Below are 16,338 nucleotides of genomic sequence, written 5' to 3'. Positions count from 1 at the left end.
GCGGGGTGATTTCCTTCAGCCGGAGCCTGCCCCCCGATGTTCATCCTCAGCCGCCCCAATGGCGCGCTACCCGAATCCTTCCAGCACCAGATCCGCCAGCTGGTGATCGAGCATGTCGGCGAGCTCAGCAGCGTCGCCATTGCCCGCGACAACCCGCTGTACCCGCTGTACCAGTACGGTGTCGGCCTGGAGGTGCACCAATACCTGCAAGCGCTGGACGGCACCCGTGGCCTGGCCGTGGACCTGGTCATCGCCCTCGACGCCGAGGCGCCGGAGCAACTGCTCGGTTTCGCCCTGGCCCTGCCCGCCCAGGATGACGTGCAAGCCTGCGCCCTGGCGTTTCTCGCCGTCTCGCCCACCCACCGGCGCCAAGGCATCGCCCGCGCGTTGCTCGACGACCTGCGCAAGCGCTTTGCCTGCATCGAGCTCAATGCCTTCGCCAGCCAGGTGCCGTGGTTCGAGGCGATGGGCTTGCAAGCGGTATCGGCCAGTGGGCCGCAGGTGCTGATGAGCAGCACCGGGAAGGCCAGCGGGGCGCTGGTCGGGCGACTGGATGTCGCGCCGATCTACCAGACGCTGGAGGTGCGGCAGATCCATGCGTACCTGCTCAAGCAGCATGGCGAGGAGGCGATGGTTGCTGCGGAGCAGCAGCGGGATGAGCGGCTGGATGCGCTGGCGGAGGAAGCCCAGGGGTGTGTGACGGTGCGCAAGAGGGTGCATTGAGCCCACCGTCATCGCGGTAAGCCCACAGGTACCCCGCCAAATCCGAACTCAGCGGGGCACCTGTGAGAGCGGGCTTGCCCCGCGATGGCGTCAGTCAGGCATGCACCCAGCGCCGATGCAACCCACGCGCCAGGGCATCGAGCATGAACCCCAGCACCCCGATCAGCAGCACCATGGCCATCAGCTCCGAATACGCCAGCCGATCACGGGTATCGAGGATGAAATACCCAAGCCCGGCACTGACCCCAAGCATCTCGCATGGCACCAGCACGATCCACAGAATGCCGATGGCCAGCCGCACGCCCGTCAGCACATGGCCGATCACCCCAGGGATGATCACCTTGCACAGCGTCTCCCAGCGCGTGGCGCTGAGGCTGCGCGACAGCTGCAGCCAACGCGGATCGAGCTGGCGCACGCCGGCGGCGGTGTTGAGCAGGATCGGCCACAGCGCGGCGAAGGCCAGCAGGAAGTAGATCGGCTGGTCGCCCACGCCCATCAGCATCACCACCACCGGCATCCACGACAGCGGCGAGATCATCCGCAGGAACTGGAACGCCGGGGTGGTCGCCGCCTCCAGGTGCCGGTAGCTGCCCACCAGCAGGCCCAGGGGCACGCCGATCAGCAGCGCCAGCAGCAGACCGATCAGGATGCGCTTGAGGCTCACCCAGATGTGCCCGTAGACCTCGCCATGGCCGAGCAGCTCGACCAGGCTCGCCAGCGTCGCTTCAGGGGCGAAGCGCGCCGACAGGCCGTCGGCCTCGCCGAACAGGCGCACGCCCGCCCACCACACCAGCAACAACGCCGCGAGCCCGGCCAGGCCCAGGGCGCCATGTACGACATGCTTGCGCATCAGACCACGAACTCCTCGCTGCGCTCGAAGTTGTCGGCGATGCCGAACACCGACGGGCCACCCACGGCGGCAATGGCGTTGCGCACGAAGCGGTCGTCAACCAGGTCGCGGGCGGTCTGTGCCGGGTCGAGGCTGGCGAGGAAGCTGCTGTCACCCTCGATCAGGGTGTTCTTCAGGCGCTTGACCAGTTCCTCGGTGTAGCTGGGGAACGGGTAAGGCTGGAAGTCGATGCGCTTCTCATCCCATTGCTGGTGCTGGATGGCACCGCTGGCCAGGTAGCCGGCGCGGTCTTCAGCAGCGGGAGCCAGCACCTTGGCCAGCACCGCCGGCTCGTGCGGGGTGTACTTGTTGGGCCCGGCCTTGGACAACAGCGCGGCGGCTTCGGCGCGGTGCTCGCGGGTCCATTGCTGGGCCTTGACGATGGCGTTGACCACCTTCTGCGACCACTCGGGGCGGTTGTTCAGGTCGTGCTCGTGCATGAACACCACGCAGCAGGCGTGGTTGCGCCACACATCGCCGGTGAAGCGTTGCACGCGGCCAACCTTGAGGTTCTCGGCCAGGGCATTGAACGGCTCGGCGACGATGTACCCGGCGATGCGCTTGCTGGCCAGGGCCGGTGGCATGTCCGACGGCGGCAGCACCAGCAGGTTGACCTCGTTGGCTGCCAGCGGCGCGGTGGCCGGCTTGGAAACCGGCTCCAGGCCTGCGTCGCGGAACAATTGCTGCACCACCACGTTGTGGATCGAGTACCAGAACGGAATGGCCACGGTCTTGCCGGCCAGTTGCTTGATGTCGGTGATGTCCGGGGCGACGGTCAGGCCCGAGCCGCCGACGTGGTTCCAGGCCACGACCTTGGCCGGCACCTTGCTGCCGTAGCGGGCCCACACGGTCATCGGCGACAGCAAGTGAATGACGTTGACCTGCCCTGAGATGAACGCCTCGATCACCTGCGCCCAGCTGCGCAGCAATACCGGGCGCTCGGCCTTGATGCCCTCGGCCTCGAACAGGCCGTTGTTGTGCGCCACCAGCAGCGGCGTGGCGTCGGTGATCGGCAGGTAGCCGATACGCACCGGCGCATCCGGCTCGGCGGCGGCGCGCGCTTGCAGGCTCGACAGCAGCGGCAAGGCGCCGGCGGCGGTGAGCATGGCGCTCAGCTTGATGAAATCGCGGCGGGAAGTAGAAGAACAGCAGTCATCCATGCACATGGGCGGTCTCCGACGGCAGGGGTTGGGAAGTGGGTTCAGGAGCGCGGCTTGCCCGCCGTAGGGTTTTGAGGATCTCGATGCGCAGTGCGCCCAGTTCCTCGACCCGCTGCGTCCTAGGTTGCGGCAGGTCGATGTGCCATTGCCCGAGGACCCGCGCCGGGTGGTTGCCCAGTAGCAGGACACGGTCGGACAGCAGCAAGGCTTCGTCGATGTCGTGGGTGATCAACACCGCAGCGGTGTTGTGGGTGGCGATCAGTTGCAGCAGCAGTTGCTGCATGTCGGCGCGGGTGACTTCGTCCAGCGCACCGAACGGCTCGTCGAGCAGCAGCACCTCGGGCTGGCGCGCCAGGCAGCGGGCCAGCGCGGTGCGCTGGGCCATGCCGCCGGAGAGCTGCGCCGGATACTGGTTGCGGGCATGGGCCAGGCCCACCGCCGCGATGGCGTGGTCGATCCGCGCCCGACGCTCACTGGCGGCGAGCTTGGGTTGGCGGGCGAAATCCAGGCCGAAGGCGACGTTCTTCTCAAGGCTCAGCCAGGGCAGCAGGCTTGAGTCCTGGAAGGCCACGGCCAGGCGCGGGTGCGGGCCCTGCAACGGCTCGCCGTGCAGCGTCACGCCACCGGCGCTGGCCTGTTGCAGCCCGGCCAGCACGCGCAACAGGCTGGATTTACCGACCCCGCTGGGGCCGAGGATGCTCACCACCTCGCCAGGCGCCAGGTCCAGGTCGAACTGCTCCAGCACCGTCTGCCAGCCACCGTCGCGCGGGTAGCCCAGGCCAATGCCCCGGGCTTGCAGTAACACGTCGGTCATATGGCAGCCGCTTGGCGCTGCAGCTCGGCGCGCAATTGCACCAGGCTCGGGGTGACGATCGGCACGAATGCCGACTCGCGCCAGCGACGCGCGAAGCCTTCGCCGTAGGCGGTCAGGTAGGCCTTGCCGCCACTGGCCTGAAGCTCCATCTGCACGGCATCGGCAGCGCTTTCGGCCAAGGTGATGCGCAGTTTGAACAGCGCCGCCGGCTGCTTGAGGAAGCGCCCGTCGAGCAGGCCCTGCTTGAGCTCGCCGACGGTGTTCTGCAAGCGCTCGCGCAGCACCTGTTCGGCTTCCTCGAGGAACGAGCCACGCCCTTGCAGGTGCTCGCGCACCTCGTCCAGGGCACGGCGGGCCAGGCCGATCGACATGCCGCACTGCAACGCCAGGAACGCCGGGCGCACCTTGGGCAGGAATTCGCGGGCGTTGTCGTGCAGCAACCACTCGCGGCCCAGCCCCACCTGGTGGAAGGCCAGGGCCGCGGTGCTGCTCGATTGCAGGCCCATCAGTTGCAGGTCTTCGGAGCGCTCAAGGCCCGCAGCGTCGGACGGGATCGCCACGACGAAGGGCGCCTGGCCCTCCTCGCCTTCGATGGCAGCCGCCACCACGAAGCCACTCTTGCGCAGGTTGGTCACCCAATGCAGGCGGCCCTCGAGGGTCCAGCCCTCGTCCAGGGCACGCGCCTGCACTTGCAGCGACTCGATGCCCGACAGGTACTTCATGGCGTTGGAAAGCCCGGTGGCACCGGCCAGTTCGCCGGTCAGCAAACGCGGCAGCAGGCGCTCGCGCAGTGCCTGGTTGGGGCTTTGCAGCAAGTATTCGATGAACGCGCGCTGGCCCCAGCACACGAAGGCCGAGGCCAGCGAACGGCTGGCGATGGCGGCGATGGCTTCGACCGCGTCGGTGACGTCACCGCCCGCGCCGCCCAGCGTCTTGTCGACACCGAGGCGCAGCAACTGCGATTCGGCGATCTGTGCCAGCACCCGGTGCGGGTCGCACTGGCCCTGGTCGATGGCTTCGGCATTGGCATCCAGCCACTGTCGAAATGCGCTATCAAGCATGTCCCTTCTCCTTTTAAAACGCCGGCTTGGCCGGCAGTACGCGCGGCTTACGCCGAAGGTTGCCAGCGGTACTTGCCGAGCTCTTCGTTGAGCGGCGTCTGGGCGAACACATTAGCAAAGTTGCACAGGGTTGCGAGGCTCACGCCGAGAATCACTTCCAGGGCGTTGCCCTCGCTGAAACCGGCTTCGCGCAAGGCTTGGTAAGTGGCGTCGCTGACGTTGCCACGGGTGGCGATCACTTCTCGGGTGAAGGCGGCCAGGGTTTCGTAGCGGGCGTCCGGCAGTTCGCCACGGGCGCGCAGGGCGTCGACGACCTCCTGGGGCAGCTTGGCCTTGTTCAGGGCCACGGCGGTGTGGCCGGCGACGCAGAAGTCGCAACCATGGTGGGTGGCGGCGATCAATTGCACCACTTCGCGCTCGGCCAGGGTCAGTTCGGCCTTGCCATTGAGGGCCGAGACAGTGACGTAGGTTTCCAGCGCGGCCGGGGCGTTGGCCAGGATACCCAGCAGGTTGGGAATGAAGCCGGAGGCCTTCTGGGCGTTCTCGAGGAAGGGACGCGCGGCTTCCGGGGCGCTCTGCAGAGTGTGTAGAGTAATGCGCGAGGACATGGAGTGGTCTCCTTTGAGGGGTGTCGCTACAGTCTGTTGGTTATAAGAATTACCCTCCATATTCATCAGTCGCCTTTCCTTGCTCCTGAGTCTTTGAATTAGATGATTTCATCCAGCCATCTCGTCGATTGGTTATTAGAGGGCCTCGAGCTCGATGCCAGCCTGTTCCATGTCGGCCGCTACTGCGGCGGCTGGCACGCCAGCACGCAAGGCATGGGCCGGGCCAGCTTCCACCTGGTGGTGCAGGGACATTGCTGGCTGCATATCGACGGCCAGCCGGAGCCGGTGCGCCTGGAAAGCGGCGATGCGGTGTTCCTGCTGCGCGACCTGGCGTATCGCTTGTCCAGCGACGCCGACCCGCAGGGGGCCTGCGCGCAGCCGCGCAAGGCGATGCAGGCGCTGGATTTCGGTGCGGGGGATGGGGTTGGGCTGGTGTGCGGGTTCTTCCACTTCCAGTCAGGGTTGTCGTCGCTGATCGTCGAGGGGCTGGCGGACTGGATCCTGCTGCGCGCCGACGACCCGGCGGGCAGCGCGGCGCGGGCGCTGTTCGAGCTGATCCTGGCCGAGTGCCGGCGGGAACCGGCGCCATCGCAGACCCTGCTCGAACGCCTGACGCACCTGTTGTTCCTCTATGTGCTGCGCCAGCAGGTGCATGCCGACCCGGCGCTGGGCGGGTTGATCGCCCTGGCGCGGCAGCCGGCGTTCGCCGGGTTGCTGGAGCGCTTGATCGAAGACCCCGGGCAACCCTGGCCACTGGAGAGCATGGCGGCGTGCACGGGGCTGTCACGCTCGGCGTTCTTCAAGCGCTTCAACGAACTGGCCGGGCAGTCGCCCGGGCAGGTGCTGCTGGCGCTGCGCATGCGCCATGCCAGCCAGTTGTTGAGGGCGGGCAACACGGTGGAGCAAGTGGGGGCCCAGGTGGGGTATCAGTCGGTGGCGGCGTTCACCCGAGCGTTCGCCAAGGCCATGGGGGTGCAGCCGGGGGCGTATCGCAAACAGCATGAGGGGCGGGTTGGGTGATGGGGTGCCTGGGAGGGCCCTATCGCGGGGCAAGCCCGCGATGAGGCCAACCCATCAAACCTGCGTGACAGCAATATCCCCGCCTCCCCCCTTCCCGTCCCGCCGCCCACTCATCCAGTCATTGACCTTCTGCCCGAACTCAGCCGGCGCCTTGCGCCCGAAGCGACGGCTCAGGTCGAGGATGGTCTGCTGCGCCAGCGCCTCTTCCATGCGCTTCTGCGCCCCGATCATCACCGCATGAATGGCGCAGGTGCCCTCGGTCGCCCACCCCGGCGCGTGGCCTTCGAACAACGAGCAGCGCTCGCGGATCTCGCGGCAGTCGAAGATCTTCTTCGGCCCATCGATGGCCGTGACGATGTCCAGCACGGTGATCTCGTCGGAAGGCCGCGCCAGGCGGAAGCCGCCGCGCACGCCTTCGGTGGCCACCACCAGCCCGGCGCGGGCCAGCTTGGTGAAGACCTTCGCCAGGTACTCCTGGGGCACCCCCTGCAACTCGGCGAGGTCGCGCACGCTGGAGTCGCGGCTGTCGCCACGCTCGTCGACCAGGTACAGCAGGCAGTGGATGCCGTATTCGACGCCAGCGCTGTAGAGGGACATCTCAATCTCCGACCAAATTTGTCGCAAATATTACGCCGATCCGTGGCGAGTGGCAAAGCCAGCCTGCACCGCCCATCGCCTTGCCAACCTCGTATGAACGGCCTGAACCCCAGAAGTAAAGCATTCCAGCGCGGAATCGGAGCGTCCTGGCGGCGTCGCCTCTGAAAAAAACGCTTGCCGAACATAACTACGACAAATAGAGTCGTAGTTATTCGGCGAACACCTGCCACTGCGCCGAAACCTCACATCACCCCTGACCTGAACCCCGCGGAGCCTCCTCATGACCCCACACATCCTGATCATCGGTGCCGGTTTCGCCGGCGTCTGGAGCGCCCTGAGCGCCGCGCGCCTGCTCGACCAGGCACAACGCGGCGACGTCAGCATCAGCGTGCTGGCGCCGCAACCGGAACTGCGCATCCGCCCGCGCTTCTACGAGCCCCAGGTGCAGGGCATGAAGGCGCCGCTGGCTGAGCTGTTCGACGCGGTCGGCGTCAACTTCATCGCAGGCCACGCCGTGCGCATCGATGCCGACGCCCGTACCGTCGACATGACCGATGCCACCGGCCAGCCGCGCACGCTGGGTTACGATCGCCTGGTCCTCGCCGCTGGCAGCCAGGTCGCGCGCCCACCGGTGCCGGGCCTGGCCGAGCACAGCTTCGACGTCGACCAGATGGAGTCCGCCGTGCAACTGGAACGCCACCTGGGCAACCTCGCCACGCAACCGAACACCCCGGCACGCAACACCGTGGTGGTCTGCGGCGGTGGTTTCACCGGTATCGAGACCGCCACCGAAATGCCCGAGCGCCTGCGCGCCGTACTGGGCCGCGAGGCGGCGGTGCGGGTGATCGTCGTCGACCGTGGCGCACGCATCGGCGAAGCGCTGGGTGCCGGCATCACCCCGGCGATCGTCGCGGCTTGTGAGCATGCGGGCGTGGAATGGCTGCCAGGCACCTCGGTGGCAGCGGTGGATGCCGGTGGCGTGACACTGGCCGACGGCGAGTACATCGCCAGCAAGACCGTGATCTGGACCGCTGGCGTGAAGGCCAGCCCGCTGACCGCCCAGGTTGCCGGCGAGCGTGACGCCCAGGGTCGCCTGCGCGTGGACGACCACCTCAAGGTGATCGGCCAGCCGTACATCTACGCCACCGGCGACGTCGCCTGGGCGGCGGTAGACGAGTTGGGCAACCACGCCCTGATGACCTGCCAGCACGCCATCCCCATGGGCCGGCACTCAGGCAACAACGCCATGGCCGACCTGCTGGGCGTGGCCCCGGTGATCTATCGCCAACCCAAGTACGTCACCTGCCTGGACCTCGGCGACTGGGGCGCGGCGTACAGCGAAGGCTGGGAGCGCGAACTGCACCTGCAGGGCCAGGAAGGCAAGAACCTCAAGCGCCAGATCAACTCGGTGTGGATCTATCCGCCGGCGGCCGACCGTGAGAAGGCGCTGGCGGCGGCCGACCCGCTGATCCCGATTGTGTGAGGGTATGAGAACGAGCGCGGCGCATCGCGGTGCAAGCACGCCGTGCGGGTGCCCCCGCTGCGCTCAGGCTGGGTGCGCTGCCTGAGCGGGCTTGCCCCGCGACAGGGCAGTATCTGACCGAACCGTCAATTTTCGACGAAACGGCTTAGACCTGTGGTTGCATTGAACAACTGGTCGACAATAGTGGCCATGTGTCATTATCTGCACCAAAAATGTGCGGTTAGGACAACACACCATTCCTGCGCAGTGTTTCGAGCGCCTGATCTTCCTTGCCGGCCTTGACGCCTGCCAGCCACAACGTCAAGGAGCAGTGCCATGCAACTAAGGAATATGAAGATCGGCGCCCGCGCGGCCAGCGTGTTCGCGCTGCTGGGCGTGCTGATCCTGGCCATGGGCCTGGTTTCCCTCTACGAAACCCGGCGCATGGACAGCGCCACCGATGAGATCCGCGCCAGCTGGATACCGGCGATCATCGCGCTGGGAGATGTCGGCACCAACCTGGGCCGAGCTCGCGCACTGACCCTGCGCAGCATCCTCGAGGACACGCCCGAAGCCCGTCAGCAGACCCTGGCCAGGGTCGTCGAGCTCAACAAGACGCTGGACAAGGCGATCAAGGAATACGAGGCCACCGTCACCGATGCCGACGACCGCGCCCTGTTCACCACCTTCGCCACTGCCGCCGAGCGCTACCACGCCTTGCAGGACAAGGTCCGCGAAGCAGTGGCGCAAGGCCGTATGGACGAGGCCGAAACCCAGGTCACCGGCCCGCTGGCCGATTACGCCGACAGCATGATGAAAGCGCTTGCCGCGTTGATCCAATACAACGTCAACGGTGCGGACAAAGCCTCCGAGCTCAGCAGCGACGCCTCCGACGAGGCGTTGACGCTGATCGTCGCCGCCCTGGTGGTGATCATGCTCGCCCTGGCCGTCATCGCCACCCTGCTGACACGCAGCATCGTCGTGCCATTGGCCGACGCCGTGGCGGTGGCCGAGCGCGTAGCCACCGGCGACCTGACCCACGACATCCGGGTCGTCGGCCGCGACGAACCGGCCCTGTTGCTGGGTGCGCTGGCGCGCATGCAGCAGAGCCTGCGCGAGACCATTCGCAAGATCGCCGGCTCTTCCGACCAGTTGGCCTCGGCCTCCGAGGAGCTGCATACGGTCACCGAGGACACCAGCCGCGGCCTGCACCAGCAAAGCGCCGAGATCGACCAGGCGGCCACGGCGGTCAACCAGATGACCGCCGCGGTCGAGGAAGTGGCCAACAACGCAGTCAGCACCGCCGACGCCTCCAAGGGCGCCGACCAGACCACCCGCGACGGCCGCGACCAGGTGAATCAGGCGCTGGAGTCGATCCAGCAACTGGTTGAAGACGTCACCGGCACCTCCACGCAGATCCAGGAGCTGGCCGACAGCGCCAACCAGATCAGCCGCGTGCTCGACGTGATCGGCGAGATCGCCGGGCAGACCAACCTGCTGGCATTGAACGCCGCGATCGAAGCGGCGCGTGCCGGCGAGGCCGGGCGTGGTTTCGCCGTGGTCGCCGATGAAGTGCGCGCCCTGGCGCACCGTACCCAGCAGTCCACGGCGGAGATCGAGCAGATGATCGGTGGCATCCAGACCGGCACCGAGCGTGCGGTCGGCGCCATGCACAGCAGCCAGGACCGCGCCAGCGGCACCTTGCAGGTGGCCCAGGCGGCGGGCCAGGCGCTGGAGGTGATCGCCGAGGCCATCGCCTCGATCAACCAGCGCAACCTGGTGATCGCCAGCGCCTCGGAACAGCAGGCCCAGGTGGCCCGCGAGGTGGACCGCAACCTGGTGAACATCCGCGACCTGGCCATGCAGACCTCGGCCGGGGCCAACCAGACCAGCGCGGCAGCCCAGGACCTGTCGCGCCTGGCGGTGGAGTTGAACACCATGGTGGCGCAGTTCAAGGTCTGAACAGCATCGCGGGGCAAGCCCGCTCCTGCACAGGAGCGGGCTTGCCCCGCGAGGGGGCCATGACCTGCGCTACAAATCCCTCGCCAACCTGAAGTTCTCGGTGCACCCTATCCTTCTCACGCAACGGATCGGCACAGCACATGGCGAAATGGCTCGAAGGCGGCGGACAGATGGCCGAACGCATCCGCAACCTCGACTGGGCGTCCACTCCACTGGGCCCCTTGGATACCTGGCCAGACGCGCTCAAGACCACCGTGGCCCTGTGCCTGGCCTCGCGCTTTCCACAGGCGATTCTCTGGGGCCGCGAGCTGATCACCCTGCACAACGACGCCTTCACCCCCATTCTCGGCGACAAGCCCTCGGCCCTGGGCCGGCCATTCAGCGAGGTGTGGCAGGAAGCCTGGAGCGACATCCGCCACATGGCCAACCGCGCCCTGGCCGGCGAGGCCGTGTACATCCAGGACTTCCCGCTGATGATCGAGCGCAGCGGCGCCCCGGAGCGGGCCTACTTCACCTTCTGCTACAGCCCCATCCGCGACCAGGACGGTCAGATCGTCGGCATGCTCGACACGGTCACCGAAACCACTGCCACCGTGGTCACCAACCAGCGCCTGGCCTTTCTCGACAACCTCGGCCGCGCCGTGACCGAGGCCATCGAGCCCGAACGGATCATGGCCACCACCACCCGCCTGCTCGGCGAGTACCTGGGCATCTCCAGCTGCGCCTACGCGATAATGGACGACGACCAAGATGGCTTCACCATCTGCGGCGACTGGGTCAGGCCCGGCTTGCCCCGCCTGGTCGGCCAGTACCGCCTAGCCGACTTCGGCCAACTGGCGGTCAAGCGCTTGCGCGCCGGCCTGCCGCTGGTGCTCAACGACAACCTTGCTGAGCTGGCCCCCAAGGAAGCCGCGACCTTCCAGGCCATCGGCATCACTGCGACCATCTGCATGCCGCTGATCAAGCGCGGTCGCTTGACTGCGCTGATGGCCATCCACGACCAATCGCCGCGCACCTGGACCGTCTACGAACAAACCCTGATCGGCGAGGTTACCGAACGCTGCTGGGCGCACATCCAGCGCGTGCAGGCCCACGCCGAAACGCGCGAGGCGATGGCCGCCATGGCCGCGCTCAACGCCACCCTGGAACAGCGTGTGGAGGAACGCACCCGGCAGCTGCAGCACACCGAAGCCGTGCTGCGCCAGACCCAGAAGCTCGAAGCCATCGGCCAGTTGACCGGCGGTGTGGCCCACGACTTCAACAACCTGCTGACCATCCTGCGCGCCTCACTGCACTTTCTCGAACGCCCGGGCCTGGACGACACCCGTCGCCAGCGCTACCTGCGCACCATGGCCGAAACCGTCGACCGCGGCGCCAAGCTGACCGGCCAGTTGCTGGCCTTCGCCCGGCGCCAGGCCCTCAGCCCACAGGTGTTCGACGCGGGGGCACGGCTGCAAGCGATCGCCGAGATGCTCGACACTGCCACCGGCGCGCACATCCAAGTGCACCTGGAGCTGCCCGACACGCCCTGCCACATCCACGCCGACCTCGCCCAGCTGGAAACCGCGGTGATCAACCTGATGATCAACGGCCGCGATGCCATGGCGGGCGGGGGAACCCTGCGCCTGTGCCTGCAACCCGACCAGCACATGGCCCAGCTAAGCGGCGAGTCAGGTCGATCGGGCACCTTCGCGGCGATTTCGGTGGTCGACGCCGGGGTAGGCATACCGGCGCACTTGCTCGAACGCATCTTCGACCCGTTCTTCACCACCAAGGCCCCCGGCCAAGGCACCGGGCTGGGGCTGTCCCAGGTGTTCGGTTTCGCCCAGCAGTCCGGTGGCGACGTGCAAGTCATCAGCACGCCGGGCCAAGGCACTACCTTCACCCTCTACCTGCCGCAGGTGGAGGCCGGCGAGGCACAAGTGCCCGCCGTCCACGCCCCTGCGGCCACCCTCGGCGAGGCGAGCAAACGGCGCATCCTGGTGGTGGAAGACAACCTAGACGTGGGCAGCTTCACCACGCAGATCCTCCAGGAGCACGGCTACCAGACCTGCTGGGCGACCAGCGGCGAGCAGGCCCTGACACGCTTGCAGGGCAACGATGGCGCGTTCGATGCGGTGTTTTCCGATGTGGTGATGCCCGGCATGGGTGGCCTGGCGCTGGCGCGCGAACTGCGCCAGGCGCGCCCCGGGCTGCCGGTGATCCTCACCTCCGGGTACAGCGAGGCGATCGCCGAGGGCGGCTACCAGGGCTTCACCTTCCTGCCCAAGCCCTATTCGGCCGAGCAGTTGTGCCAATTGCTGGGCACGGTGCTGGGGCACGCCTGACGGTCAGCGCCGCCCCTCGGCCAGCATCCGCACCGCCAGCCCCGCCAGCACCGTGCCCATCAACCAGCGCTGCACCTGCTGCCACAATGGCCGCCCCGCCAAAAACACCGCAATCGACCCCGCCATCAACGCGATCAGCGCATTGACCGTGACGCTGATGAGAATCTGCGTGGTCCCCAGCACCAGCGACTGCAGCAACACGCTGCCATGCCCCGGCTCGATGAACTGCGGCATCAACGACAGGTACATGACCGCGATCTTCGGGTTCAGCAGGTTGGTCAGAAAGCCCATGGCGAACAACCGCCGCGGGCTGTCCGCCGGCAAATCGCGCAGTTGGAACGGCGAGCGCCCACCCGGCTTGACCGCCTGCCAGGCCAGGTACAACAGGTACAGCGCACCGCCGATGCGCAGCGCGTCGTAGGCATGCGGCACGGCCATCAGCAAGGCGGTGATGCCCAGGGCCGCGCACAGCATGTAGAACACGAACCCCAGCGCCACCCCGCCCAGCGAGATCAACCCCGCCTTGCGGCCCTGGCAGATCGAGCGGGAGATCAGGTAGATCATGTTCGGGCCGGGGGTCAGGACCATCCCCAGGGCGATCAGGCCGAAGGCCAGCAGGTGAGAGAATTCGGGCATCGGGCACATCCTTGTCGTGCGATAGGAAGGCGAAGTGTATCCGCAGTTGAACGCGCCTTGAAACGCTTCCCTGGGGCCGGTAACCTTGGCGCGCTGCTGTAAGTCCAGCAGTCGGGTTTGGTAGCCCGCGATCAATCAAGGCGCACAAGCGCCGCACTGCGTTTCAGCTGGCGCTTTTTTGTGCCCGGCTGTCTCGTTTCATGGCGGCTGTGCGTAGGGCGCCTCCGTGCGCGCCGGTTTCCTTGATTCCCGGTCTACCAACCTGCGTACAGCCGCCACCCATTCGTTTGGTAGCGATAGGTGACGGCTCCATTGAATCAAGGAGCGAAACAATGACGAAAGGCTTACCGGACCCACCTACCCGCCCCACTACGGCCGCGTCCACCTTCGGCAACTGCGAATGCAGCCACCCTTCCCTGTTCACCGTGCGTGACGGCGTCGACCTCGAAGATGCGCTGGTGCACCTCTCGACCCTGCTCAAGGGCGCCTTCGCCACCAATCTCAAGGCCATGGAACTGGCGACGGGCACCTGCTACGACCTGTTGCTGGCCAATGACCACGGGCTGGATACGGCCAAGGCGGTGGTCGAAGCGGTGCTCGACGGGCTGGAGCGGCGCGCGACCTGAGGCCCGATCGCGGGGCAAGCCCGCTCCCCACTACAACGGCGCATCCTCGGCCAACCCCTGCAACCTGCGGTATTCACGCAGCACATTGGGCACGTACCGCCGGGTCTCGGCGAACGGCGGCACCACCCGCCCCCGGCTGAGCACGGCGTCGGGCCCAGCGTTGTAGGCGGCCACCGCCAGGGTGATGTCGTTGTCGAACAGCTTCAGCATGCGCTTGAGGTAGCGCGCCCCACCCTGCACGTTGTCCTTGGGGTCGAGCACGTCGCGCACACCCATGGCCTTGGCGGTATCCGGCATCAGTTGCATCAACCCCAAGGCGCCCTTGGCTGAGCGCGCCTTGGGGTTGTAGCCGGACTCGGCCTTGATCAGCGCGTGCAGCAACGCCTGCGGCACCTGGTGGGCACGGGCGGCCTCCGCCACCAGCTCGGCGTAGGGCCGACCGGTCAGCATCTGGGCGCCCACCGCCCCCGTCGGGGCGCTCGCCTCGCTGATGACCCGCTCATACTGCCGCCCCGGACGGTGCACGTTGGACAGCACATAGGTGCCGTCGGCGCCGAGGGAGATGTACACGTCGGCCTGGGCCGCGCCCGCCAGCAGCCCGATCACTCCCAGGATGAGTCCACGCATGTCGCTCGCCTCCCCGCCGTGGCCCCCGATGTGGGGGATATGCCCCGGAAAACCCAGGCACTACCTCTTCAACGCAAGCACCGTGCCGCCCGCCAACGCCCATGGCGCAAGGCCCCGGGCCAGACGTGCATGGCTGTTGCATGAGGCCCTGCACACGTACCGGAGGGTCTCCCCATGCCACGCAAAGCCTTGCCCCAACGCGGCTTCACCCTGCTCGAACTCCTTGTGGTGCTGGTGGTGCTGGGCCTGTTGGCCGGCATCGTCGCGCCCAAATACTTCAGCCAGCTCGGCCGTTCCGAGGCCAAGGTGGCGCGGGCGCAGATCGAGGGGCTGAGCAAGGCCCTGGACCTCTATCGCCTGGAGGTCGGCCACTACCCCAGCAGCGAACAGGGCCTGCAAGCCCTGGTGACGGCGCCCAGCGGCGAGGCGCGTTGGTCCGGCCCCTACCTGCAGAAGGCCGTGCCCCAGGACCCGTGGGGCCGCGCCTACCTCTACCGACAGCCCGGCGAGAACGGCGGCGAGTACGACCTGCTGTCGATGGGCAAGGACGGCCAGCCTGGCGGTGATGGGGAGAATGCCGAGATCACCAGTTGGCAGTGAGGAGTACGGCCATGCGCTATCACCTCAAGGCCCTGGGCAGGCAGGGCATCGTGCAAGTGCAACTCGAGGCCGAGGATGCCGAGCACGCGCGGCGCCAGGCCGAAGCCCAGGGCCTGCGGGTGGTCAGCCTGCGCGCCCGGGGCGTGGGTCTGGGCCCGATGGCCTGGCGCCGTGCGCCGGCGTTCGACCTGGTGCTGTTCAGCCAGGAACTGGGCACCCTGCTCGACGCCGGCCTGCCGCTGATCGACGCCTTGGAGAGCCTGGCCGAGAAGGCGCCCAACGCGGCCATGCGCAAGGTCCTGGAACAACTGGTGGCACAACTCTATGAGGGGCGCTCGTTGTCCCAGGCGCTGGGCCAGCAGCCCCGGGTGTTCCCCGCGTTATACGTGGCGCTGGTGCAGTCCAGCGAGCGCACCGGCGCCCTGGGCGAGGCGCTGGGGCGCTACATCAGCTACCGCCAGCGCCTGGAGCTGGTGCGCCAGAAGCTGGTGGGCGCCTCGGTCTACCCCCTGTTGCTGTTGCTGGTGGGCGGCGGCGTGGTGCTGTTCCTGCTGGGCTACGTGGTGCCGCGCTTCAGCCTGGTGTTCGAGGGCATGGGCAGCGAGTTGCCGTGGCTGTCGCGGCTGTTGATGCAGTTGGGACTGTTTCTGCATGCCCAGCAGTGGCCACTGGGTCTGGGGTCACTGGCAGCTACCGTCGCGTTGGCCGTGCTGCGCCGCCAACCGCCCGTGCGGCGCTGGATGGGGCGGCAGGTGCGGCGGTTGCCGGTGTTGCACCAGCGCCTGGTGATGTACGAGCTGGCGCGTTTCTACCGGTCGCTGGGCATCCTGCTGCAAGGGGGGATTCCGATCCTCACGGCGATGGGCATGGCCCGGGGGCTGCTGGGCAGTTCGACCGGCGAGGGCCTGGCGCAGGCCTGCCGGCATGTCGGCGAGGGCCTGGCGCTGTCGGATGCGCTGGAGGCTGGTGGCCTGGTGACGCCGGTGTCGCTGCGGCTGCTGCGCGCTGGCGAACAGTCGGGGAACCTCGGGGAGATGCTGGAGCGCTGTGCGGACTTCCATGACCAGGAGATCGGGCGCTGGGTGGAGTGGTTCGTGAAGCTGTTCGAGCCGTTGCTGATGACCTTCATCGGGCTGCTGATCGGCGGGATCGTGATCTTGATGTACATGCCGATTTTCGATTTGGCGTCGAGTATTCATTGAGGGGTTGGAGCTTGACCCGCGATG

16 protein-coding genes are annotated in these 16,338 nt (G+C 67.3%); 8 read left to right on the top strand and 8 right to left on the bottom strand.

From position 1 onward, the window contains the following. Positions 1 to 36: 36 nt before the first annotated feature. Positions 37 to 723 (top strand): GNAT family N-acetyltransferase, encoded by a 687-nt coding sequence (locus tag P0Y43_RS02855; RefSeq protein WP_275635784.1) that lies wholly within the window; start codon positions 37 to 39, stop codon positions 721 to 723. A gap of 94 nt (positions 724 to 817) precedes the next feature. Here P0Y43_RS02855 and P0Y43_RS02850 read toward each other — a convergent pair whose 3' ends face one another. The 5 genes from P0Y43_RS02850 to P0Y43_RS02830 are packed head-to-tail and all read right to left on the bottom strand — an operon-like array spanning position 818 to position 5,255. Continuing rightward, positions 818 to 1,573: an ABC transporter permease gene (locus tag P0Y43_RS02850; RefSeq protein WP_275635783.1), complete on the bottom strand. Its 756-nt coding sequence runs from the start codon at positions 1,571 to 1,573 to the stop codon at positions 818 to 820. Then, on the bottom strand, positions 1,573 to 2,778 hold the full coding sequence (locus P0Y43_RS02845; RefSeq protein WP_275635782.1) for an ABC transporter substrate-binding protein: 1,206 nt from the start codon (positions 2,776 to 2,778) through the stop codon (positions 1,573 to 1,575). Before P0Y43_RS02845 ends, P0Y43_RS02850 begins: the two co-directional genes overlap by 1 nt. Continuing rightward, positions 2,765 to 3,586: an ABC transporter ATP-binding protein gene (locus tag P0Y43_RS02840; protein ID WP_275635781.1), complete on the bottom strand. Its 822-nt coding sequence runs from the start codon at positions 3,584 to 3,586 to the stop codon at positions 2,765 to 2,767. Before P0Y43_RS02840 ends, P0Y43_RS02845 begins: the two co-directional genes overlap by 14 nt. Continuing rightward, positions 3,583 to 4,647, bottom strand: coding sequence for an acyl-CoA dehydrogenase family protein (locus P0Y43_RS02835; RefSeq protein WP_275635780.1), 1,065 nt, complete (start codon positions 4,645 to 4,647; stop codon positions 3,583 to 3,585). The genes P0Y43_RS02840 and P0Y43_RS02835 overlap by 4 nt, the downstream gene beginning before the upstream one ends. A 47-nt stretch (positions 4,648 to 4,694) precedes the next feature. After that, the gene (locus tag P0Y43_RS02830) at positions 4,695 to 5,255 is read right to left on the bottom strand and encodes a carboxymuconolactone decarboxylase family protein (protein ID WP_275635779.1); all 561 of its coding nucleotides are present in this window, start codon (positions 5,253 to 5,255) and stop codon (positions 4,695 to 4,697) included. A gap of 102 nt (positions 5,256 to 5,357) precedes the next feature. Between P0Y43_RS02830 and P0Y43_RS02825 the strand changes: the two genes are divergently transcribed. Beyond that, complete coding sequence (locus tag P0Y43_RS02825; RefSeq protein ID WP_275635778.1) at positions 5,358 to 6,275, top strand: AraC family transcriptional regulator; 918 nt, start codon at positions 5,358 to 5,360, stop codon at positions 6,273 to 6,275. 54 nt (positions 6,276 to 6,329) lie between these two features. Here the strand turns inward: P0Y43_RS02825 and P0Y43_RS02820 are convergent, their stop codons facing one another. Continuing rightward, complete coding sequence (locus tag P0Y43_RS02820) at positions 6,330 to 6,872, bottom strand: RrF2 family transcriptional regulator (protein WP_275635777.1); 543 nt, start codon at positions 6,870 to 6,872, stop codon at positions 6,330 to 6,332. A gap of 280 nt (positions 6,873 to 7,152) precedes the next feature. Here P0Y43_RS02820 and P0Y43_RS02815 point away from each other — a divergent pair, with 280 nt between their 5' ends. The 3 genes from P0Y43_RS02815 to P0Y43_RS02805 all read left to right on the top strand — a co-directional run bounded on the left by P0Y43_RS02815 (position 7,153) and on the right by P0Y43_RS02805 (position 12,623). After that, positions 7,153 to 8,355 carry an NAD(P)/FAD-dependent oxidoreductase gene (locus tag P0Y43_RS02815; protein ID WP_275635776.1) on the top strand — a complete coding sequence of 401 codons (1,203 nt, stop codon included), beginning with the start codon at positions 7,153 to 7,155 and terminating at the stop codon, positions 8,353 to 8,355. A gap of 315 nt (positions 8,356 to 8,670) precedes the next feature. After that, on the top strand, positions 8,671 to 10,296 hold the full coding sequence (locus P0Y43_RS02810; protein WP_275635775.1) for a methyl-accepting chemotaxis protein: 1,626 nt from the start codon (positions 8,671 to 8,673) through the stop codon (positions 10,294 to 10,296). Positions 10,297 to 10,436: 140 nt separating this feature from the next. Further along, positions 10,437 to 12,623, top strand: a complete 2,187-nt coding sequence (locus P0Y43_RS02805) for a GAF domain-containing hybrid sensor histidine kinase/response regulator (protein WP_275635774.1) — start codon at positions 10,437 to 10,439, stop codon at positions 12,621 to 12,623. A 3-nt stretch (positions 12,624 to 12,626) separates the two neighbouring features. Here the strand turns inward: P0Y43_RS02805 and P0Y43_RS02800 are convergent, their stop codons facing one another. After that, positions 12,627 to 13,259 (bottom strand): LysE family translocator, encoded by a 633-nt coding sequence (locus P0Y43_RS02800; RefSeq protein WP_275635773.1) that lies wholly within the window; start codon positions 13,257 to 13,259, stop codon positions 12,627 to 12,629. A gap of 416 nt (positions 13,260 to 13,675) precedes the next feature. On the opposite strand from P0Y43_RS02800, the gene P0Y43_RS02795 reads away from it, so the two are divergent. After that, on the top strand, positions 13,676 to 13,885 hold the full coding sequence (locus P0Y43_RS02795) for a hypothetical protein (RefSeq protein ID WP_345774554.1): 210 nt from the start codon (positions 13,676 to 13,678) through the stop codon (positions 13,883 to 13,885). A gap of 30 nt (positions 13,886 to 13,915) precedes the next feature. Here P0Y43_RS02795 and P0Y43_RS02790 read toward each other — a convergent pair whose 3' ends face one another. Continuing rightward, entirely contained in the window at positions 13,916 to 14,512 is a 597-nt protein-coding gene (locus P0Y43_RS02790; protein WP_275635771.1) for a lytic transglycosylase domain-containing protein, read from the bottom strand. 174 nt (positions 14,513 to 14,686) lie between these two features. Here P0Y43_RS02790 and gspG point away from each other — a divergent pair, with 174 nt between their 5' ends. Continuing rightward, the gene (gspG, locus tag P0Y43_RS02785; protein WP_275635770.1) at positions 14,687 to 15,112 is read left to right on the top strand and encodes a type II secretion system major pseudopilin GspG; all 426 of its coding nucleotides are present in this window, start codon (positions 14,687 to 14,689) and stop codon (positions 15,110 to 15,112) included. An 11-nt stretch (positions 15,113 to 15,123) separates the two neighbouring features. Then, complete coding sequence (locus P0Y43_RS02780; RefSeq protein WP_275635769.1) at positions 15,124 to 16,314, top strand: type II secretion system F family protein; 1,191 nt, start codon at positions 15,124 to 15,126, stop codon at positions 16,312 to 16,314. The last annotated feature ends 24 nt before the right edge of the window (positions 16,315 to 16,338 follow it).

Origin of the sequence: Pseudomonas entomophila, assembly GCF_029193575.1 — a bacterium.
Classification (GTDB): Bacteria; Pseudomonadota; Gammaproteobacteria; order Pseudomonadales; family Pseudomonadaceae; genus Aquipseudomonas; species Aquipseudomonas entomophila_G.
The sequence above is the reverse complement of the archived record's forward strand: the minus strand, read 5'-3'. Positions and strand labels throughout refer to the sequence as shown.